The following is a 20,455-nucleotide window of genomic DNA, read 5'->3' on the forward strand; positions in this document are numbered from 1 at the left end:
CGATGTCGATGAACGTCCGATACCGCCCCTCGTCATGCAGACGCTGAAGCGCCGCGTCGATCATCGCAGGATAGTTCAAGCGGTCTTCCTCCTTGCGGCCTGCTATGTCGTCCTCCCGACCAACTTCCAGCAGCGGCTTGCCTCGCATCATCACACAGCTCAGTCGGCGACTGCGATGAAACAATCTGCCGCGCCTCCAGCGGCTTGCACCTTGGCGTTGCAGTCCGCGCGTGCCGTGTCACCCGCGCCAGGCCCGCGTGCCATCGAGTACTCGCCGGTCGCTGCGGAGACTGCGAGCGCCTTTGGGGTCGAAGCCCGCCGGTACGTGTCACGGAAAGCCTGCGTCGCGCTCAACGACAGGGTCAGCGCCCGCGGCTCGTAGCCCCGCGGGAGGACCTGTCCGGCGATCTCGCAGGGGCGCGTGCCGGACGCCCGTGCCGCGTTGCATGCGGCAAGCGCCGCCGCGTCGGACGCGCGCGTGCTGTGGAAGTTGTAGGCGCCGCGCAGCGCTTCGGACTGCAAGCCCTCGTCCGGCGAGAAGGCGATCGAGCCGTAATAGAGCGGGCTGAACGACTGCCCGGCCTGCCTGATGACGGCCGGGTCGAACATAGCCCGCACGATTGCCTGGTCCTGCGGCGAGAGCTGCCGGCCCACGGCGACCGCAATACCGCGCACTGGAAAGAGCTGCCGCTCCGCAGCGTCGCCATCCACCGCCTGCGCCTGCGCCCCGACCGCGGCAAGTGTCAGCGCCACCGCCAGCAGAATGCTCCGCATGTTCGATCCTCCAGTCAATCGCCGGCAGACTAGCGTGGCGCGAAAGGCATGGCCACCCTTGCGCTGGACCTGGAGGGCCGCGCCTGACACTCTCAGGACCGACCCAGGACAGGAGCCTGCCATGAGCCTCGACGCCGTTCTCAGACGGATCGACGAAGATCTGCCCGCCGCCACGGACCGCCTGCTGCACCTGCTGCGAATACCCTCGATCTCGACCGACCCGGCCTACAGGTCCGACTGCGACCGCGCCGCGGACTGGCTGGTCGACGACCTGCGGAGCATCGGCATCGACGCGACCAAGCGGCCGACGGCGGGTCACCCGATGGTGGTCGGGCACGGGTCCGACGCAGGCCGGCACCTGCTCTTCTACGGGCACTACGACGTGCAGCCGGTCGACCCGCTCAACCTCTGGGAGCGCGATCCGTTCGACCCGGCGGTCGAGGAGACGCCCGCCGGCCAAGTGATCCGCGGGCGCGGCGCCTCCGACGACAAGGGCCAGCTCATGACCTTCGTCGAGGCCTGCCGCGCCTGGCGCGCCGTTCAAGGCTCGCTGCCGGCGCGCGTCTCGTTCTTCCTCGAGGGCGAGGAGGAGTCAGGTTCGCCGTCGCTAGTGCCGTTCCTCGAGGCGAATCGCGACGAGCTTGGCGCCGACCTCTGCCTGATCTGCGACACCGGCATGTTCGACCGCGAGACGCCGGCGATCACGACGATGCTCCGCGGCCTGCTGGGCGAGGAGCTGATCCTGACCGGCCCCTCACGCGACCTGCACTCCGGCGCCTACGGCGGCATCGCGGTCAACCCGATCCGCGCGCTCGCCCGCATCATTGCCTCGCTGCACGACGACCAGGGTCGCGTGACGGTGCCCGGCTTCTACGACGGCGTGGCAGAGGTGCCGGACGAGGTGCAGGCGCAGTGGCGCGCGCTCGGCTTCGACGCGGAACGATTCCTCGGCGAAGTCGGCCTGACCACGCCTGCCGGCGAGACCGGCCGCGATCCACTCCACACGATCTGGGCGCGGCCTACCTGCGAGTTGAACGGCATTTTGGGCGGCTACACAGGCGACGGATTCAAGACCGTGCTGCCGTCCGAGGCGCGCGCCAAGATCAGCTTCCGCCTCGTCGGGCAGCAGGACCCGCTCAAGATCCGCCAGAGCTTCCGCGCCATGGTGCAGGACATGCTGCCTTCCGACATCTCGGTCGAGTTCCACGATCACGGCGCCTCGCCCGCCAGCCACATGGACATCTCTGACCCGGCCTTCGAGAAGGCACGGCGCGCGCTCAGCGACGAGTGGCCGAAAGATGCAGCCTTCATCGGCGCCGGTGGCTCGATTCCCATCGCCGGCTACTTCAAGACGATCCTTGGCGTCGACTCGATGCTGATCGGATTTGCGCAGGAGGACAACGCAATCCACTCGCCGAACGAGAAGTACGACTTGGAGAGCTTCCACAAAGGGATCCGCAGCTGGGCGAGGATCCTCGACGCGCTGGCCCGCTGACATGACAAGGGCAGCTCAAGGGCCGCCCTTGGTCATCCGATCCAGGATCTAGCAGCGGTGGCGCGGTTGACGGGGCTCGAACCCGCGACCCCCGGCGTGACAGGCCGGTACTCTAACCAACTGAGCTACAACCGCCCACTGCTCGCCCAGCTTCCGCCCGGCGTGGGGGGCGTTCTATGGTTCCCGCCGGAAGCCGTCAAGCGGGAACGGAGCATCATCAGGACAAATCTGATGGTGCCGTCGCGTCCGCGGGAAGCTCGGCGCGGAGGTCATGGTGGTCACGATTCGGCCAGTTTCGGACGCGCCGCGGTGGATGCGCATCAGAAAAAGAAAACGCGCCGGCAGAGCCGACGCGTTCATCAGTCGTTTGTCGGCCCGCTCAGCCTTGGTCGAGCGGCAGCGCAACGAAGCGCGGATCGCCTTCGCGCCGCACCAGGAGCAGGATCGACTTGCGCCCCGCTTCGCGGGCCGCCTCGATCTGCGCCTCCAGGTCGGCGGCGCTGGCGACCTTCTGCTGGCCCGCCTCGGTGATGACGTCGCCCGCGCGGATGCCCTTCTCGTAGGCCTCGGCATCGTCGGCCACATCGGTGACCACCAGTCCCTCGGCATCGTCTTCGAGCCCCAGCTGCTCGCGCAGCTCGTCCGTCATGGTCGACACGCTGAGACCGAGGATCTCCATCTCGATCGGCTCGTCCGCCGGAGCCGCCGCAGGAATCGCGCCCTCGGCCGTCTCGCGCCGGCCCAGCGTGACCTGCAGCGTCTCGGTCTCGCCGCCGCGGAAGACCTCGACCGGCACCGTCGCGCCGACTTCGGTGTTGCCGACACGGCGCACTAGTTCGCGCGTGTCCGCCACCGACTCGCCGTCGAAGCTCAGGATGACGTCGCCGGATTCCATTCCGGCTTCCTCGGCCGGACCCTCCGGCACGTCGGTCACGAGGGCACCCGACGCGGTCTCGAGTCCGATCGCCTCGGCGACGTCGTCGGTGACGTCCTGGATACGGACGCCGAGCCAGCCGCGGCGCGTCTCGCCGAAGCGCTCGAGCTGGTCGATCACGCCGGTCGCCACGCGGCTCGACATCGCGAAGCCGATGCCGATCGAGCCGCCGGTGGGCGACAGAATGGCGGTGTTCACACCGATGACCTCGCCATCCATGTTGAAGAGCGGACCGCCCGAGTTGCCGCGATTGATGGCCGCATCGGTCTGGATGTAGTCGTCATAGCTGCCGCTGAGGGCGCGGCCGCGCGCGGACACGATGCCCGCGGAGACGGAGAAGCCCTGCCCCAGCGGGTTGCCCATAGCCATGACCCAATCGCCGACGCGCGCAGCGTCGCTGTCGCCCCACGGAACGAAGGGCAGCGGCTCGTCTGATTCGACCTTGAGCAGCGCGAGGTCGGTGTTCGGGTCGGTGCCGACCACCTCGGCCTCAAGCTCGCCACCTGAGAAGAATTCGACCAGCACCTCGTCAGCGTTTGCGATGACGTGATTGTTGGTCACGATATAGCCGTCGGAAGAGACGACGAAGCCCGAGCCGAGCGCTTGGCTGCGGCGGGGTCCGCGGTCCATCGGACCCTCGCCCTCGCCCTCCGGATCGAGGAAGTCGCGGAAGAAGTCTTCGAAGGGCGAGCCTTCGGGAACTACGGGTCCCTGATTCGTCTGCCGCGCGATGCGCGTCGAGGTGGTGATGTTAACCACGGCGGGGCTGACCTGCTCGGCAAGGTCGGCGAAGGTGTCGGGACGGTCCTGCGCCCAGGCCTGCGCCGCCTGCAGCACCAGAAGTCCGAACGCCATCAGCGCTGCCAGCGCGAGACGGAGCGGCGCCCCCCGCTGCGACTCCATCTGTGCCATGGATGCCTGTGCTATCACGTGTTGCTCCTTTGTCTCTTTGGAGAAGAAAGGCGGCGCTGCGACGACCAACCGCCTTCCCATCGATGCGCCAAGATGCAAGACAAGGCGTTCGGATTACAACACAAAGGGGGCTCGCGGCGCGTCACGCTGACGTGAGAGCGCCTCGGTCGAGTCAGGCTCCGAGCGATCGTCCGAGCCAGAGAAGGCCGACGCCCCCGGCGAGTGCCGCGACCCCGATCAGTCGCCGGTCGTCCAGCGTCGTCCGCGCGACCAATTCCAGCAGCGTCTCGAGCCGACCGGGAGCAAGCGCGAGGAACAGGCCCTCGACGCAGAGCACCGCGCCGAAGGCCCATAAGATCTCCGCTGTCACTCCGTCAGCGTCAGCTCGGACGGTTCTGCGGATGCGGCGGTCGGCGAGCCGGCCTGCTCACCCTCTGCGCTGGCGGCGTCATCACCGCCGCTCGTGCCGCCGCCCCGTGCGGCTCCCGCTTGCGGCTGCGGCGCCGCGCCGGCACCTTGTCCGGCCGGGGCCGGACCGATCGGCACCGCCGCGCGGTCAGAGCGCAGGTACTGGAAGAACTCGGCGTCAGGCGACAGAACCATCGCCGAGTTGCCTTCCTGCAGCGCCGCACGATACGCAGCAAGCGACCTGTAGAAGCGGAAGAATTCCTCGTCTCGCGTGAAGGCATCGGCGAAGATGTTGTTCCTTTGCGCATCCGCCTCGCCGCGCACGATCTCGCTTTCGCGCCGAGCCTCCGAGACCAGCTCCACGACCGTCCTGTCAGCCAGCGCGCGCACCCGCTGGGCAGCCTCTTCACCGCGCGCGATCTCGTCAGCCGCCTCGCGCTCGCGCTCGGCCCGCATCCGGCCAAAGGTCGCCTCGAGGTTCTGGTCCGGCAGGTTGGTCTGCTTGAGGCGGACGTCGATCACCTCGATCCCCAGCGCCGCCGCACGCTCCCGCGCCTCGTCGCGAATCCGCGCCATCAGCGCGCCTCGCTCCTCGGAGAGGATCGTGTTCGAGGTCACGCCCTCGGAACCCAGGACCGCGCGAATCTGCGCGTTAAGGATGTTGGCCAGCCGACGTTCGGCGTCCATCACGCCGCCGGCACCGACGGCCTCGCGGAAATCCACCACGCTCGCGATGCGGTAGCGCGCGAAAGCGTCCACGATCAGTCGACGGTCATCCGCCGGCGTCACCTCGATCGGGTCGGTGTCGAGCGACAGGATCCGGTCGTCGTAGCGCACGACGTTCTGAATCAGAGGCAGCTTGAACGCGATGCCCGGGTCCTCCTTGACCCGCTTGATCTGACCGAACTGCAGGACCAGCGCCTTTTGACGCTCGTCGACGATGAAGATCGACGACAACAGCGCAGCCAGCGCGATGACGACGACAGGAAGAATAATTGTCGTTGCTCGCATCAGTTGCTCCCTTCCATCGTCTGGGTGCGCCGGCCAAGCTCGTTCAGCGGAAGGTACGGCACGACCCCCTGCCCGCCGCCATTCTCGTCGAGGATGACCTTGTCGACGCGGCCGAGCACCTCTTCCATCGTCTCGAGATAGAGACGCTGGCGGGTGACCTCCGGCGCCTGCGCATACTCGTCGAGCACGGCGATGAAGCGGCTCGCCTCACCCTGCGCCTCGTTGACCGCCTGCGCGCGATACGCCTCGGCCTCTTCAAGCACCTGCGCCGCTTCGCCTCGGGCGCCTGCAAGCACGCGGTTGGCGTAGGCGTCGGCCTGACGCTCCAGCCGGTCGCGCTCCTGCTCCGCCGCCTGGACCTCGCGGAACGCGTCGATCACCTCCTGCGGCGGGTCGGCGCGGTCGAGGTTGACACGCACGATGTTCAGCCCGCTGTCGTAGCTGTCGAGCGTGGTCTGGATCAGCTCCTGCACGGTCTGCGCGATGATGGCGCGGTCGCGGTTCAGGATCGGCGCGAGCTCGGACCGCGAGATCACCTCGCGCATCGCCGACTCCGCCACCGCCCGAACGGTCTGCTGCGGGTCGCGCAGATTGAACAGCAGCTCGGCGGGATCGTTCACGTTCCAGACCACCTGGAAGTCGATGTCGACGATGTTCTCGTCGGTCGTCAGCATCAGCCCCTCGTCGCCGCGATTGTTGGTGCGGCTCACGCCCAGCTCTTCCACACGCTCGGTCGTCACCGGGATGACCTCGGCCGTAACCAGCGGCCACGGCGCGAAGTTGAGGCCCGGCTGGCCGATCTCGCTGAACTCCCCGAGGAAGAGCTCTACCGACCGCTCTTCAGGCCTCACCGAGTAGAACGAGGCGAACGCCCAGAGACCGACCGCCGCCAGTCCGACGAGGATGACCGTTCCGCGGCCAAAACTCGGACCGCCAGAACCGCCACCGTTGCCGCGCGAGCCGCCGCCGCGGCCGCCCATCAGCACCCTCAGCTGCTCCTGACCCTTGCGCATGATGTCGTCGATCTCGGGGATCTGCGGCCCCTCGCCCGGACGCTTGCCGTTGCCGCCGCGATTGTCGCCGCCGCTTGGGCGCCGCGGTCCGCCGCCCCAGGGTCCGCCATTGTTGCTGGCCAAAGTCTCGGTCTCCGTCTGTCGTCCCAACGGGTGTGTAACCGCTACCTGTGGATGCGGCCACCCGATTCAAGCGGTTCGGGTGGGGCGCGACATGGTGACCAGTTCCTCGGCCGCGGTCGGATGAACCGCGACGGTGCGGTCGAAATCCTCCTTGGTCAGGCCCGCCTTGACCGCAATTCCGGCCAGCTGGATCAACTCGCCGGCGTTGGGCGAGATGATGTGGCAGCCCAGCACACGGCGGGTGGTGGCATCAACGATCAGCTTGTAAAGAACGCGCTCGTCGCTTCCGACGAAGGCATTCTGCATCGGGCGGAAGGTGGCGGCGTAGATCTCCACCTTATGATCGTGGACGGCCTCCTCTTCCGACAGGCCGACGGTGCCGAATTCGGGCTGCGTGAAGATGGCCGAGGGCACGCATTCGTGATCCGCCGTGCGCGCCTTCCCGCCGAAGACGGTGTCCGCGAAGGCGTGACCCTCGCGGATCGCGACGGGCGTCAGGGCGATGCGGCCGGTGACGTCGCCCACTGCGTGGATCGACGGCACACTGCTCTGCGACCACTCGTTCACGACGATTTCGCCGCGCGCGCCGAGCGCGACGCCGACTTCCTCGAGGCCGATATCGGAGGTGTTGGGCCGACGGCCCGTCGCGAAGATCACGGCGTCGAATACCCCCTCCCGACCGCTCGTGGCCACGGCGCGGATCCCGTTCTCGCTGCGCTCGAGGCTGACGGCGTCGGTGCCGAGGTGCAGGTCGATCCCGGAATGCGTCAGGATCTCCGCCAGGTGGTGTCGCGCCTCCTCGTCAAAGCCGCGCAGGATCCCGGGCCCTCGGTGCCACTGGGTGACCTGGCTGCCCATGCCATTGAAGATGCCGGCGAACTCGCAGGCGATGTAGCCGCCGCCTACGATCAGGATGCGCTCCGGCCGCTCTTCCAGCTGGAAGACATCGTTCGAGGTGATGCCGAGCTCGCATCCCTTCACCTGTGCCGGCAGGACCGGGTGTCCGCCGGTCGCCACCAGGATGTGCTTGGCGGTATGGCTGCGGCCGTCGTTCAGCGTGACCTCGTTCGTACCGCTGATCCTGGCGCGGCCGTCGCGGATCTCGACGCCGGCACTCTCGAGGTTCCTGCGATAGACGCTCTCCAGCCGCGCGAGCTCGACATCAAGCTTGCCGCGGAAGTGGCTCCAGTCGAAGCCGTGCGATTCGATCCGCCAGCCGTAGCCGGCGGCGTCACGGAAGCCGGCGCGGTACTGCGACGCGAAGACCATCAGCTTCTTGGGCACGCAGCCGCGGATGACGCAGGTGCCGCCCATGCGGTATTCCTCGGCGAGCGCGACACGGGCTCCGTGCTGCGCAGCGACGCGCGCCGCCCGGACCCCGCCCGATCCGCCGCCGACGACGAAGAGGTCGTAGTCGAACGCCATCAGAAGTCGGCGAAGACGTTGTCGACGTCGGGCTCAGCAGGAGCCTCGTTCGTCTTGCGATCCAGCACGTCCGTCACCTCGACCCGGCCGTCGCCATGCCCCAGAACCAGCACATCGCAGATGTCGCAGAAGAGACCGGTCTCGACGACGCCCGGCACCATGTTGAGGCGCATCGCGAGGTCGCGCGGATTGCCGATGCGACGCAGATGCAGGTCCAGAATACGATGGCCCTCGTCCGTCACCAGCGGCCCGCCGACCACCTCCCGCAGCCTGATGTCGTAGCCCAGGACGTCAGCGCCACGCAGAACCTCGACGATAAGGTCGCGCGTCACGGTCCAGCCAAACGCGACGATCTCGACCGGCAGCGGGAAGGCGCCCAGCGCCTCGACCCGCTTGGAGGCGTCGGCGACGGCCACCATCCGCTCGGATGCGGTCGCCACGATCTTTTCCCGCAGGAGCGCTCCGCCGCCACCCTTGATCAGGCTGAGCTGCGCGTCCGCCTCGTCCGCGCCGTCGATGGTCAGATCGAGGCGCCCCGCCTCTTCCAGAGTCGTCAGCGCAATTCCCTCGTCCCGCGCGATCCGCGCCGTCTCGTCGGACGTCGGCACGCCCACGACCGACAGGCGCTCCTCGCGGACCCGCTGCCCGAGCCGGCGAAGCACGAAGCGCGCGGTCGACCCGGTGCCGAGCCCGATACGCATCCCGTCCTCGACCATTTCGCAGGCACGCAGCGCGGCCGCCTCCTTGGCGATTTCCATCGGCGAACGGTCCGGCATCTTTCGGAGCTCCTGCTGCTGGCGGGGGCGTTATAGGCGGATCGACCGGCAGGTGCGAGGGGGGCGGCACGACGTGCGTCAGTCCGGCGCCAGCAAAGCCTCGACCGCGACCGCCAGCGCCTCCCGCGGCAGCAGGACGAGCATGCCCGGCGCGTCCATCTCGAGCCGCACCTCGCCCAATGCCTGGTTCGACGTGCCGGCGCGCCGCGTCGCGCCGAATTCGATGCCGTCGATCGGCCAGAGCAAGCCATGCGAGCGTCCGGAGACCTCGGCCAGCGGGAAGAGCGACACCCGAGTTCCGGCTGCAAGCGCGATGCGCAGGCGCGGCGGCGCGGCAAAGACAACGTCCCACGGCCCGATCAGCAGGCAGGGACGGCCGCGGCGCACCAGAACCGACATCGCCGCCAGCTCGTGATCCAGCCGGTCCCCCAGAAACCCGACGCCCAGCACGAGCGGCGCTTCGATCGAGCACAGTCCCTTGTCGAAATCTGTCGTTTCCTGCTCGGCGATCCGCAGCACGCGCGCGTCTGGCAGTGCCGCCAACGTCTCTGGCCCGACCGAATCGAGATCGCCCACCACCGCAACAGGACTCAGCCCGTGCGCGAGCGCCGTCGTGGCACCACCATCCGCCGCGACGAGGACGGGCGCGATGGCCAGCGCCGCCTCCAGGTCTTCGGCACGGCAGGCACCCGCGCCCAGCAGCGTGACCGGCACAGCCGAACGGACGGCGACCTCAATCACGCCACAAACCCGGTGCAGTAGCGGTGCGACCCGAGGCAGAACGTGATGCCGATTTCCCGACCGATGCCGTGCCTCCCCCGCAGCTCCATGCCGACGCCCGACACCAGGAGAGGACTGGTTCCGCGCCTTCTCCTCCGGCTGCTCGAGCGGATCCGCTTACGGCGCCGGTGCCGCGACCCGCTCGCCGTGACCGCCGACAACCTGCTGCTGGAGAGCGAGGTGCGGCTGGCCGAGCGCTCGGCCCGGCGCAGGCGCGCGACGCTCGCGCACATGGCCGCCGCCGCTCGAAGTCCGGCACCCGACGAGAAGTCGCTGAGAATGATTCCCTACCGCCGCGATCTCCGCGCCCTCCTCCAGCCGGACGAGCGCTGGGTCGGCCGTCACTCATCGACCGACTTGTCCTGAGCAGGATCCTCTCGCCCGACGCCGAGAAAGATCCTTCGGAACGGCAGCGCCCAGACGAGGCCGAGCACCACGTAGACAAGCAGCTCGACCAGCAAGGGCGGCCGGTCGAGCAGCGCCACCACGTTGACCGCAACGATTACGTAGACTGGCAGGCCGACCACCAGAACAAGGATCGCAAGGCGTCGCCGCGCCTTCCAGCCCAGCGCCATCAGTCGGCGAAGGGATCGGTGACCAAGATCGTGTCCTCGCGTTCGGGGCTGGTGGAGAGCAGTGCGACAGGACATCGGATGAGTTCCTCGATCCGTCGGACGTACTTCACCGCCTCGCCCGGCAGGTCGGCCCAGCTCCGCGCGCCCGCGGTGCTCTCGGACCAGCCGGCGATCGTCTCGTAGATTGGCACCACCCGTGTCTGCTGCTCGGCAGCCATCGGCAGATGGTCGACCCTGCGCCCGTCGATCTCGTATCCCGTGCAGATCTTCAGCTCATCAAGCCCGTCGAGCACGTCAAGTTTGGTCAGCGCGATGCCCCTGACGCCGCTCGTCGTGCAGGTCTGCCGCACCAGCGCCGCGTCGAACCAGCCGCAGCGCCGGTCGCGCCCCGTCACTGTGCCCTTCTCGTGGCCGACCTGCGCCAGGTGGCGCCCGATCTCGTCGTCGAGCTCGGTCGGGAACGGTCCCGCGCCGACCCGCGTGGTATAGGCCTTGACGATGCCCAGCACGAACTGGATCGCCCCCGGCCCCATCCCCGTGCCCGTCGACGCCATCCCGGCCAGCGTGTTCGACGAGGTCACGAACGGATAGGTCCCGAAGTCAACGTCGAGCAGCGCCCCCTGCGCCCCCTCGAACAGGATCCGCTCGCCGGCGCGGCGCCGCGCGTCCAGATCCTCCCACACCGGCCGGGCATAGGGCAGCACCTGCGGCGCGATCTCGCGCAGCCGCTCGGCAAGGTCGGCGCGGTCGATCGGCGCGGCGCCCAGGCCCCTGCGCAGCGCGTCGTGATGCGCCAGCAGCCGGTCGAGCCGCGATTCCAGCGTCGCGTCGTCGCTCAGATCGCCCAGCCGCACGCTGCGCCGCCCGACCTTGTCCTCGTAGGCCGGGCCGATGCCGCGGCCCGTTGTGCCGATTGCCGCGCGGCCCGCCGCCTGCTCGCGAATCCGGTCGAGGTCCTGGTGCAGCGGCAGGATCAGCGGTACGTTCTCGGCGATCGCTAGGTTTTCGGCCGACACCTCGACCCCCCGCTCGCACAGCCGCCCGATCTCGGCCACCAGCGCCCACGGGTCCAGCACCACGCCATTGCCGATCACGCTCAATTTGCCGGGCCGGAGGATGCCCGAGGGCAGCAGCGACAACTTGTAGACTTCGCCGTCGATGACGAGCGTGTGGCCGGCATTGTGCCCGCCTTGGAAACGGACGATCACGTCGGCCCGCTCGCTCAGCCAGTCGACGATCTTGCCTTTGCCCTCGTCGCCCCACTGAGCGCCCACCACAGCGACGTTCGCCATTGCCTTCCCCCTTGCGCGGTCCGAGCCCCCTATAACGAGGCGCGCGGAGCGACGAAACCGGCAAAGGAGCGTGCAGGCCGGCCTTATATCTGCCGCTGCTCCTCTTCGCGCAGGCGCTTGAGCATCTTCTCCAAGTCGTCAGGCAACTTCCGTTCCGGCCGGCCGAACGCCCGGATGAGGAATGCGCGCATGTCACCGTGCGGATGCGTGCGCCGACGCAGCAGATCCCCGACAGCGGAACGCAGGTTCCAGCGCGCGGCGTCGTTGCGATCGCGGGCCGCGCCGAGCACACCGCTTCGGCGGTGCACGATGGCGGCGCGGAACCCGGCGAGAGCGCGTCGGGCCGAGCGGATGAAGCACATAGGCGGCGTGATCCCTTGCCGTGGGTGACCCGGACCGGGGTCGCGGACTGAGGTCGGCTTGGCCGTGGATGGTCTCGCCCTGCGGTTAACAGGCTATTGCGGCGGCGCGCGCTTCCTGCCCGCAGGTCGCCGTCTTGCGTCGCGCCGCCAGCGAACGCATGGTCGCACGGCCAGATCTTCAGACGAATGGAGCCACGATGAACCTCGACCTGCTCAAGCAGCTTTGCGAGACACCGGGCGTTCCGGGCCACGAGGAGCGTGTGCGCAACGTCATCCGCGCCGAGGTCGAAGGCCTCTTCGATCATGTCGAGACGGACCCGATGGGCTCGCTCCTCTGCCGCCGCGACGCGTCGGGCGATGGCGCCCCGCGAGTCATGCTGCTCTGCCACATGGACGAGATCGGGTTTCTCGTCAGCCACGTCACCGAAAAGGGCTTTGTTTATCTCCACCCCGTCGGCGGGTTCGATCCGCGAAACCTCTTCTCGCGCCGGGTCCTCGTCTGCACCGACGACGGCGATCTGCCGGGCGTGATGAACCCCGGCGGCAAGCCTGTGCACATCTCGACCCCGGAGGAGCGCAAGAAGGTGCCGGAGGTCAGCCAGTTCTTCGTCGACCTCGGCCTCGGCGCGGCAACGAAGGAGAAGGTGAAGGTCGGCGACATGGTCGTGCTCGACGCGCCCTTCACCGAGATGGGCGAGAAGGTCGTCTCTAAAGCACTCGACAACCGCGTCGCCTGCTGGCTGGGCATCGAGGCCATCCGCGCCCTCGGCGGCGCCGGGCGCGGCGCAGAGATCCACGTCGCCTTCACCACGCAGGAAGAGGTCGGGCTGCGCGGCGCACGGACGGCCTCTTACCGCGTGCGCCCCGACATCGGCATCGGCATCGACACGACGCTGAGCTGCGACACGCCCGGCGTGCCGGAGCAGGACCGCACGACTGTTCAGGGCGAAGGCTTCGGCCTGCACGTCCGCGATGGGTCCTTCATCTCCGACAAGGCGCTGGTGAGCGAGTTCGAGGCGCTGGCGAAGAAGGAGAAAATCCCCTACCAACGCACGATGCTGCGCTCGGGCGGACAGGACGGCGCCGCCGCGCAGCAGGCCGCTGCGGGGGCGCGGGCGATCGGGATCGTCGTAGGCACGCGCTACATCCACACTGTGACGGAGATGGTGCAAAAGTCCGACATCACGGCGGCGCGCGACATCCTTGCGGCATACCTCAGGACCTTCTGAAGTGGGCGCCGTCCTCGGGGGCATCGAGCCCCCTTGGACGGCCGCTTCGCGCGCCGGGTGGCCGCCCTAGAGCTCCTCGTCGATGTGGGTGACGTTCCGGAAGTAGCCGTGCGGCTCGAACGACGCACCGAGCGCGCCGATGACGAGACTGAGCGCGGCGATGTAGCCCGCCATCATCGGGCGCAGCGGCGGATCCCCGGTCGCCCGTTCCCCGGTCCAGCTCGCGAGGAGCGGATCGCCGAAGAAGGCGTGGCCGCCAGCAAGGGCAAGCGCAAAGATGGCGACGTAGGTCACGGCCATCCCGAGCGCCACCGCAAGCACCGTGCTGACGTTGATGACCGCCCGCTGCTCGCGCATGGCGCTTTCTCCGCTCCGCGCGAGGAGCCGCTGCGCCCGGAGGAGATAGCCGCTGGTCCCGATGAGCGCCACCGCCGACAGCGTCGCAACCGCCGGCGGCGCGAGGTTCGCAGCAACCTCCCAAGTCTCGGCCGTCATCACCAGAACCGCGAGCGCAGATCCTGCGGCGGTGGTCAGGCGACTCAGCCTCAGCGGAAAGGCCCAGGGCCGCATCCGGAGGATGGACTTCGGAAGGCTGCGGCGGTTCTCCCAGAGGGATCGGACGTAGAAGCCGACACGGCCGCCGGCTTTGCCCGTCTCCTCCACACGCGGATCGGCGACGTGGTCGAGATGCGCACGCAGTTCGACTTTCTCATCCTCCGCGAAGCCATTCATCCCGTCGAGCCCGCGGGGGCCGGTGAAGGCGCACATGAAGCCGCTCTCGCGAGGCCCGAGGCCGTTCAGGCGACCGAAGAGATGCATCGACAGGGCGTAGAGGCGCCGCGACAGGACCTCGGCCTCGTCCTCGCGGTCGGTCAGGCGCGCGAGCGAAACGATTGCGGTCGCGTAGGCCTGCGCCGGCGCGGCGACGGTCACGCTGCGGGTGTAGCTCTTGAGCTCCCGCTCGGTGAGGACGAAGACGAAGTCCCAGTTGCGGCGGTCGCGCTCCCGTTCGGCGGTGTCGAGCAGCAGGACCGGTTCGGCCGGGCCGCGGTCGGCAGGTTCGATCCGCTCGGCGATGCCAACACGCCAGTCGTACCCTGGCAGGATCTCGGAAAGCGTCCGCTTCATGTGGTCGGCGGCGTCTTCGACGGCACCACGGCGCGACGGATCGATCTGGCTGGTGACGATCCACCCTAACTCGACCGCGAAAGGCGGGCGCTCGCCGCTCATGCGCTCGCTCGGCAAGCTGTCATGCCACGACCTCATCGGCAGCGAAGGCGCGGCGGAATTCGCGCTCCGGCGCCTCGGACGTCTCGAGATAACGAGGCGAGTGGTGGAATGGCGTCGCGCTGCGGACCTTGAGACGCCGCGCGATCTCGCCTGCGGCTCGAGCCGGGAGGTGCCGCGTAGCCTTGGCGATGGACCTGTCGCGAGAGAGGTACACTGCCTCGAGGAAGAGGCGCTGGGCGCCTGTCGCGAGCGAGGCGATGCGCGCTCGGTTCTCCTCATGGTCGGCCGCGTCCGTCACGTAGGCAATTGCGTCGCCGGAGGACACACGAGGCGTCCGCTCCCGTAGGATGCCGAGCGAGATTGTGCCATGCCCCGGCACGCTGAGGACGTGCGCGTCGCCGCAACCCCTGCGTAGCCCCGCCTTGGCCTCGTTCAGCCAAGGCCCGACCGGCAGGCCGATCTCGTCCAGCATGCTCCGCCATACGTTGATCCTCTGCGTCTCGCGGAGGGCGAATGCGGCGGAGGGCGTACCATGATCCGGAAGGCACGCTGCCACCGAGAGACCCTCTTCGCTTAAGATGACGCCATCCCGCGCCTCGACCGTGTCCACGTCCCACCGGCGGAACGCGTCGCGTGCGCGAAGGCAGGCGCGCCGCAGGGTGCGCCCGTCAAATTCGGCCACCTGCAGACGGAAATCCGTCGAGTTATCGTCAACCAGGTTCCACGTGTAGCTGCGCAGCCGATGCTCAATCTGATCGACAAAACCCCGCGGCCCCGCCAGGTGAAGGGTCCCCTGGGTGTGCAGGCGCAGGCGGAGCAGGCGGTCGAGCCCCGAGAGGTGGTGCATGTGTGCGTGCGAGACGAAAGCGTGAGAGACCCGCAGGATCTCGCGCGGCGCGAAGGCGCCGATGTCGAACAGGATCGCACGCCGCTCGAAGCGGAAGTCGAGGTAGAGGACCGGATCGCCGAACGGGCCGTTGACCAGCCGAGGCTGCACGAGGGCGCTCATCGCTGACGCAACCGCCGCGGGCGGGCGCGGTTCCCGCTCAGCGGCCGGCGTCGAGCGTTACCTCGACCTCGCGCTCGTCGCCGCCGCGCCAGAGGCGCAGTGTCACCTCCTCGCCAACCTCGAAGCCGTCGAGCGCGGCAACCAGATCCTGCGTCGACGCGACCTCGATGTTCCCGACGGAGCGGATCACGTCGCGCGGGACGATCTGCCCGTCGCGCGAGATCTCCGCCGGCACGATGCCGGCGCGGTCCGCCGCCGAACCTCGCTCGACCCCCAGCACCACGACGCCCTCGATGTTCGACCGCGCCGCCAGCGCGTCGACGCGGGGGTCGGTGCGCACGCCCAGCGTCGGCGGCGCATAGCGCCCGCTCGCGATGAGCTGCGGCACCACGCGGTTCACGGTGTCGACAGGCACAGCGAAGCCGATGCCCGCATTTGTGCCCGACGGGCTGAAGATCGCCGTGTTCACTCCGACGAGCAGGCCCGCGCTGTCGAGCAAGGGTCCGCCCGAGTTGCCCGGATTGATGGCGGCGTCAGTCTGGATCAGGCCGGTGATGACCATGCCGCGCCCCGCCGGCAGTTCCCGGTCGAGGGCCGAAACGATGCCACGCGTCAGCGTCCAGTCCAGACCGAACGGGTTGCCGATGGCGAAGACCGTCTGTCCAACCTCCAGATCGCCGCTCGTCCCGATCGGCAGCGGGTCCGGACGCGAAGCGGCCACGCCGATCCTCAGCACGGCCAGGTCGTGGCTCGGGTCGGCGCCGACGAGGCTGGCGCTAAAGCTGCGCCCGTCCGCCAAGCGCACCGTGGCGCGGCTCGCACCCTCGACGACGTGGGCATTGGTGACGACGTGCCCCAACTCATCCCAGACGAAGCCCGACCCGGTGCCGCGCGGCTGGTCGTAGACGTTGCGCGTCCACGGATCGATCACGCGTTCGGCCGTGGAAATGAAGACGACACTGTCACGCGCCGTGCGGAACAGTTCTATCGTCGCCACCTCGTCCTCGGCCAGGTTGCCGCGCGCCACGACGATCCTTGGTTCGGCCTGCCGAGACAGGAGCTGCGACTGGATCAGCGGCACGCTCTGCCAGACGACGGCAACGGCCATCGCGGCAAGCGTGATCCAGATCAGGCGAACGAGAAAGCGGTCGATGGCATTGCGCTCCGGCTCACTGCGGGCTCATCGCTGCCACAGGCCCGCGGTCAAGGCAACGGACCCGGGCCAGGGGGTGAGGTGGCGCGAACCCTCGACCTGCGCCATTCAGCCCGTCGCAGTGATAGCTATCGGTCTCTCGATACGAAGGAAGCGGCTAGCCGGCGCGCTGCAAATGCCGGTCGGTCATGTACCGGTCCACCCAGGGCGGCGCTTGCCGAGGAACGCCTCCATCCCCTCGCGAAAGTCGCGGCTCATGTAGCACATGGCGATCAGGTCGCGGTCGTCCGGGCGATTGGCGGTAGTGAGGCGGCGCAGCCCCTCCTTCGTCGCCCGCATGGTCAGCGGCGCGTGGCCGGCAAGCGTCCGGGCCAGTTCCATCCCCCGTGCGTCCGCGTCGTCGACCACTTCGGACACCAGGCCCATCGCCTGCGCCTCCGCTGCCTCGATCAATCGGGCGGTCAGGAGCATCTCCTTGACCCGCCCCGCGCCCATCAGCGCCGCAAGTCGGGCCAGATTTGCTACGGAGAGGCAGTTGCCGAGTGTCCGCGCGATGGGAAACCCGAACTTGAGCGACGGCGTCGCGACGCGGATGTCGCAGGCTGCCGCGATGCCGGCGCCGCCACCGGTGCAGGCGCCGGTGATAGCGGCCACCGTCGGAACCGGACACCGCTCCACCGCCGTCAGGACCGTGTCTGTGGTCTCCTCGTAACGCCACGCATCCTCCTCGGTCTCGAAGGCGCGAAACTGGCTCATGTCAGTGCCGGCCGCGAAGGCCTTTCCGCCCGCGCCCCGGACCACCAGCGCCTTGACCGAGCCGTCGGTCGGCATTTCGGCACAGATGCGCCGCAGCCCCTCGTACATGGCAAAGGTCATTGCGTTGCGGCTCTCGGGGCGGTTGAACGTCAGGACGCCTATCCCGTCCCGCACCTCGTAGATCAGGTCTTCGCTCATCGGTAGACCACCTCCACCAGGAACATCGGGATCGGCTCCACGTAGGTGCAGAGCATCAGGACGAAGAGCAGCACGGCGACGAAGCCAATGTTCGCCTTGGATACGTCCCAGATGTTGGCCCGGGCGATTGAGCAGGCGGTGATGAGCACGCTCGCGACCGGGGGGGTTTGCTGCCCGATGGCGAGGTTCAGCGTCACGATCAGCCCGAAATGAACCGGATCGATGCCCACCGCCGAGATCAACGGCACCACGATCGGCACCACCAGGATGATCGCCGCGGCCGAGTGCAGGAAAAAGCCGATCACCAGGAAGAACACGTTGAGGATCGCGAGGATCGCCCAACGGCTGTCCGTGAAGTCGAGGAGCGCCGTGGCCAGTTCCTGCGGGATCTGCGCCCGGGTCAGAAAGCCGCCCATCAGCACGGACGCGGCGACCAGCAGCATCACCACCGCGGTCTGGATCGCGCCGTCCAGCATCGAGCGCTTGAGCTCGGGGAAATCCGTTTCGTGATACCACAGGCCGACAATAATCGAGGCGATGACGGCGACGCCCGCGGCCTCAGTCGCAGTGAAGAAGCCGCCGAAGATGCCGCCTAGGATGACGATGGGCAGCACGAAGGTCGGAAGCGCCGACACGAACGTGCGCTTGAGCCGCGGCATGTTGAAAGCCGCCTCGCGTGGCAGGTCGTAGCGCTTGGCGAAGTACCAGCAGAGCGCCATCAGCCCCGCGGCGCCGATGAGGCCGGGCACAAGGCCCGCAAGGAACAGCTGCTCGATCGAGGCACCCGAGCTGACGCCGTAGAGGATCATCGGGATCGAGGGCGGGATGATGATTGCCAGCGACGCCGACGACGACGTCACCGCCGCCGCGAAGGGCGCCGTGTAGCCGCGGCGCTTCATCTCGGGGATCATCACAGAGCCCATCGCCGCCACGTCGGCCACGGCCGAGCCGGAGATTTCGGCGAAGAAGAGCGATACGCCGACGTTGACCATGGCAAGACCGCCGCGGACAAAGCCGATCAGGGCGGACACGAACTCGATCAGGCGCCGGGTGATGCCGGCCGCGTTCATGATCGCGCCGGCGAGGACGAACATCGGGATCGCGATCAGCGAGAAAGACGTCGCGCCGGAATACATGTCGAGCCCGATCGAGACGAGCGCGTTCGTCCCCTCGTAGGACAGAATGCCCAGGACCCCGCAGATCGCCAGCGCCACCGCGATGGGCACGTTCAGCAGGATCATGAAGACGAGCGCGAGAAAGATCAGCAGGATCGTCACGGACGCGTCTCCACCTTCTTCGAGGGTGTGGTTTCCGGCACGATCTCGGGGTGCTCGAACGAACGCCCCGCCATCGTCTCTCGCCAGTAGTGCGGCAACGACAGGAGCGAGGCGATGATGAAGAGCAGCGCGCCGATCGGGATCACCGACTGCGTCAGCTGCACCGGCACGAAGGTGAGGCTGATGAGGTTCATCCCTTCGAGAATCAGCAGTACCTGCCAGCCGGACCATGCCAGCAGCGCGAAGAACCCGATGACGAGCACTTCGGCCACCACGATGCCCGCCGCCCTGAGGCCGTGCGGCAGCGACAGCAGGAAGCCGTCGAAGCCGATGTGCTTGCGCTTCAGCGCCGCCAGCGCCGCACCGTAATAGGTGATCCAGCAGAGCTGGATCGCGGCAATCTCGTCATACCAGCTGAGCGACGCGCCGAGCTTGCGGGTAACCACCGCATAAACCACCACGATCGTCAGGGCGATCATCTGCAGGATCAGGAACCATTCGAGTACGAGTGCGAGCACGCGTGAAGCGGTGCGCATGAAGGATTGCCTCGGGTCTGCGGCTTCTGGGCAGGCGGCGCATTTCCGCGCCGCCTGCTGTTTCGATCAGTTGGTCGCGGCGCCGCCGGCGGCCTCGCGAACGCGGCTCACCAGCTCGTCACCGCCCTCGACGGTCGCGGCGAACTCGTCGTAGATCGGCTGCGACGCGTCGATAAAGGCCTGCTTGTCAGCCTCGTTCACCTCGACACCCGCCGCCCTGATCTCCTCGAGGAGGTCGGTCTCGAGTTGCGCCGCGTGCTCGTAGACAAAGCTCTGCGTCTCCTGCGCCGCCTCGGTCAGCGCCTGCTGCACGTCCTCGGGCAGCTGGCTGAAGTGCCGCGCCGAGACCAGCACGTAGCCGGGCGTGTAGACATGCCCGGTGATCGAGAGATAGTCCTGCACCTCCTGGAACTTCGCCGAGGCGATCTGCGCGTAGGGGTTCTCCTGCCCGTCGATCACGCCGGTCTGGAGCGCGGTGAAGACGTCGGAAAAGGCCATCGGTGTCGGGTTCGCGCCGTATTCTTGGAACATCTTCACGCGCCACTCGCCTTGCGGAGTGCGCAGCTTGACGCCCTGCAGGTCCTCGGGTGTATTGATCGGCCGCACGTTGTTGGTGATGTGGCGGAAGCCGTTTTCCCAGAACGAGAGGATGCGATAGCCCTCCTCCTCGGCCGCGGCGTTGAAGGTGTCTTCCAGCATCGCCTCCTCGACCGCCTTGATGTGCTCGCGGTCCTGGATGATGTAGGGCATCTCGAACACGCCGAACTCCGGCGCGACCGAACTCATCACCGACGAGGGCAGCGAGAAGGTGAGCTGCCCGAGCTTGAGCTTCTGGAGCATCTCCTGGTCGCCGCCGAGCTGCGAGGCGCCGTAGACCACGACTTCGTACTCGTCACCCAGTTTCTCGTTGGCGATCTCGGCAAACCGGTTGGCCGAAGCCTCGAACAGTGAGCCTGGCTCTCCGACGTGGCCGAAGCGCAGCTCGGTCTGGGCCGATGCCGCTCCGGCGACCAGCAGCGCGGCGGCTGCGAGTGAGGTGAGCTTCATGTCTTCATTCCTCCCTTAAGTTGGCTCAGGCAGCGATCTTAGCCCCGTCCCGAGCGGTTTCGGCAAGATATTCCATTGCGGCGCGTGCGCCTCCTGTCTTGTGTGGGACGCCGGCGAGGTCGAGGCCCATTTCGACGCCG

Annotated in this window: 21 protein-coding genes and 1 tRNA gene; 3 read left to right on the plus strand and 19 right to left on the minus strand. The window is 68.1% G+C overall.

The genetic code is table 11. The features are described 5' to 3' along the window. Positions 1–159: 159 nt before the first annotated feature. A complete protein-coding gene (locus JM664_RS18480) occupies positions 160–774 on the minus strand; it encodes a 5-aminolevulic acid synthase (RefSeq protein ID WP_227421415.1) in 615 nt (204 codons plus the stop codon). A 121-nt stretch (positions 775–895) separates the two neighbouring features. Between JM664_RS18480 and JM664_RS18485 the strand changes: the two genes are divergently transcribed. Then, positions 896–2,269: a M20/M25/M40 family metallo-hydrolase gene (locus JM664_RS18485; protein WP_227421416.1), complete on the plus strand. Its 1,374-nt coding sequence runs from the start codon at positions 896–898 to the stop codon at positions 2,267–2,269. A gap of 58 nt (positions 2,270–2,327) precedes the next feature. On the opposite strand, the gene JM664_RS18490 is transcribed toward JM664_RS18485, so the two are convergent. The 8 genes from JM664_RS18490 to JM664_RS18525 form a co-directional block, all read right to left on the minus strand. Then, positions 2,328–2,404, minus strand: a tRNA-Asp gene (locus tag JM664_RS18490). A 244-nt stretch (positions 2,405–2,648) separates the two neighbouring features. Beyond that, positions 2,649–4,106, minus strand: coding sequence for a DegQ family serine endoprotease (locus JM664_RS18495; protein WP_406675838.1), 1,458 nt, complete (start codon positions 4,104–4,106; stop codon positions 2,649–2,651). Between the two features lie 181 nt (positions 4,107–4,287). Beyond that, complete coding sequence (locus tag JM664_RS18500) at positions 4,288–4,485, minus strand: DUF2065 domain-containing protein (protein ID WP_227421417.1); 198 nt, start codon at positions 4,483–4,485, stop codon at positions 4,288–4,290. Then, positions 4,482–5,534: a protease modulator HflC gene (gene hflC, locus JM664_RS18505; RefSeq protein WP_227421418.1), complete on the minus strand. Its 1,053-nt coding sequence runs from the start codon at positions 5,532–5,534 to the stop codon at positions 4,482–4,484. The genes JM664_RS18500 and hflC overlap by 4 nt, the downstream gene beginning before the upstream one ends. Then, positions 5,534–6,670 carry an FtsH protease activity modulator HflK gene (hflK, locus tag JM664_RS18510; protein ID WP_227421434.1) on the minus strand — a complete coding sequence of 379 codons (1,137 nt, stop codon included), beginning with the start codon at positions 6,668–6,670 and terminating at the stop codon, positions 5,534–5,536. The genes hflC and hflK overlap by 1 nt, the downstream gene beginning before the upstream one ends. A 66-nt stretch (positions 6,671–6,736) precedes the next feature. Continuing rightward, the gene (gene gor, locus JM664_RS18515; protein ID WP_227421419.1) at positions 6,737–8,095 is read right to left on the minus strand and encodes a glutathione-disulfide reductase; all 1,359 of its coding nucleotides are present in this window, start codon (positions 8,093–8,095) and stop codon (positions 6,737–6,739) included. After that, entirely contained in the window at positions 8,095–8,871 is a 777-nt protein-coding gene (gene rpiA, locus JM664_RS18520; RefSeq protein WP_319637562.1) for a ribose-5-phosphate isomerase RpiA, read from the minus strand. The genes gor and rpiA overlap by 1 nt, the downstream gene beginning before the upstream one ends. Before the next feature lie 78 nt (positions 8,872–8,949). Further along, a complete protein-coding gene (locus tag JM664_RS18525) occupies positions 8,950–9,612 on the minus strand; it encodes a thiamine diphosphokinase (protein ID WP_227421420.1) in 663 nt (220 codons plus the stop codon). 87 nt (positions 9,613–9,699) lie between these two features. Here JM664_RS18525 and JM664_RS18530 point away from each other — a divergent pair, with 87 nt between their 5' ends. After that, complete coding sequence (locus JM664_RS18530) at positions 9,700–10,017, plus strand: hypothetical protein (RefSeq protein WP_227421421.1); 318 nt, start codon at positions 9,700–9,702, stop codon at positions 10,015–10,017. Here JM664_RS18530 and JM664_RS18535 read toward each other — a convergent pair. The 3 genes from JM664_RS18535 to JM664_RS18545 form a co-directional block, all read right to left on the minus strand. Next, positions 9,993–10,226 carry a DUF2842 domain-containing protein gene (locus JM664_RS18535; protein ID WP_227421422.1) on the minus strand — a complete coding sequence of 78 codons (234 nt, stop codon included), beginning with the start codon at positions 10,224–10,226 and terminating at the stop codon, positions 9,993–9,995. The two genes, JM664_RS18530 and JM664_RS18535, sit on opposite strands and share 25 nt — an antisense overlap. Further along, positions 10,226–11,518: an adenylosuccinate synthase gene (locus JM664_RS18540; RefSeq protein WP_227421423.1), complete on the minus strand. Its 1,293-nt coding sequence runs from the start codon at positions 11,516–11,518 to the stop codon at positions 10,226–10,228. Before JM664_RS18540 ends, JM664_RS18535 begins: the two co-directional genes overlap by 1 nt. 83 nt (positions 11,519–11,601) lie before the next feature. After that, positions 11,602–11,880 (minus strand): hypothetical protein, encoded by a 279-nt coding sequence (locus JM664_RS18545; protein WP_227421424.1) that lies wholly within the window; start codon positions 11,878–11,880, stop codon positions 11,602–11,604. 197 nt (positions 11,881–12,077) lie between these two features. Here JM664_RS18545 and JM664_RS18550 point away from each other — a divergent pair, with 197 nt between their 5' ends. Beyond that, the gene (locus JM664_RS18550) at positions 12,078–13,109 is read left to right on the plus strand and encodes a M42 family metallopeptidase (protein WP_227421425.1); all 1,032 of its coding nucleotides are present in this window, start codon (positions 12,078–12,080) and stop codon (positions 13,107–13,109) included. Positions 13,110–13,175: 66 nt separating this feature from the next. On the opposite strand, the gene JM664_RS18555 is transcribed toward JM664_RS18550, so the two are convergent. The 7 genes from JM664_RS18555 to JM664_RS18585 form a co-directional block, all read right to left on the minus strand. Continuing rightward, positions 13,176–14,339: a hypothetical protein gene (locus tag JM664_RS18555; protein ID WP_227421426.1), complete on the minus strand. Its 1,164-nt coding sequence runs from the start codon at positions 14,337–14,339 to the stop codon at positions 13,176–13,178. Between the two features lie 19 nt (positions 14,340–14,358). Next, complete coding sequence (locus tag JM664_RS18560) at positions 14,359–15,348, minus strand: MBL fold metallo-hydrolase (RefSeq protein ID WP_227421427.1); 990 nt, start codon at positions 15,346–15,348, stop codon at positions 14,359–14,361. A gap of 37 nt (positions 15,349–15,385) precedes the next feature. After that, positions 15,386–16,456, minus strand: coding sequence for a S1C family serine protease (locus tag JM664_RS18565; RefSeq protein WP_227421428.1), 1,071 nt, complete (start codon positions 16,454–16,456; stop codon positions 15,386–15,388). Positions 16,457–16,687: 231 nt separating this feature from the next. After that, positions 16,688–17,455 (minus strand): enoyl-CoA hydratase, encoded by a 768-nt coding sequence (locus JM664_RS18570; protein WP_227421429.1) that lies wholly within the window; start codon positions 17,453–17,455, stop codon positions 16,688–16,690. Then, the gene (locus tag JM664_RS18575; RefSeq protein ID WP_227421430.1) at positions 17,452–18,732 is read right to left on the minus strand and encodes a TRAP transporter large permease; all 1,281 of its coding nucleotides are present in this window, start codon (positions 18,730–18,732) and stop codon (positions 17,452–17,454) included. Before JM664_RS18575 ends, JM664_RS18570 begins: the two co-directional genes overlap by 4 nt. Further along, the gene (locus tag JM664_RS18580) at positions 18,729–19,268 is read right to left on the minus strand and encodes a TRAP transporter small permease (protein ID WP_227421431.1); all 540 of its coding nucleotides are present in this window, start codon (positions 19,266–19,268) and stop codon (positions 18,729–18,731) included. Before JM664_RS18580 ends, JM664_RS18575 begins: the two co-directional genes overlap by 4 nt. A 66-nt stretch (positions 19,269–19,334) precedes the next feature. Next, positions 19,335–20,315: a TRAP transporter substrate-binding protein gene (locus JM664_RS18585; protein WP_227421432.1), complete on the minus strand. Its 981-nt coding sequence runs from the start codon at positions 20,313–20,315 to the stop codon at positions 19,335–19,337. Positions 20,316–20,455: the final 140 nt, after the last annotated feature.

It is taken from the genome of Roseitranquillus sediminis (assembly GCF_016918935.1).
Taxonomy (GTDB): Bacteria; Pseudomonadota; Alphaproteobacteria; order Rhodobacterales; family Rhodobacteraceae; genus Roseitranquillus; species Roseitranquillus sediminis.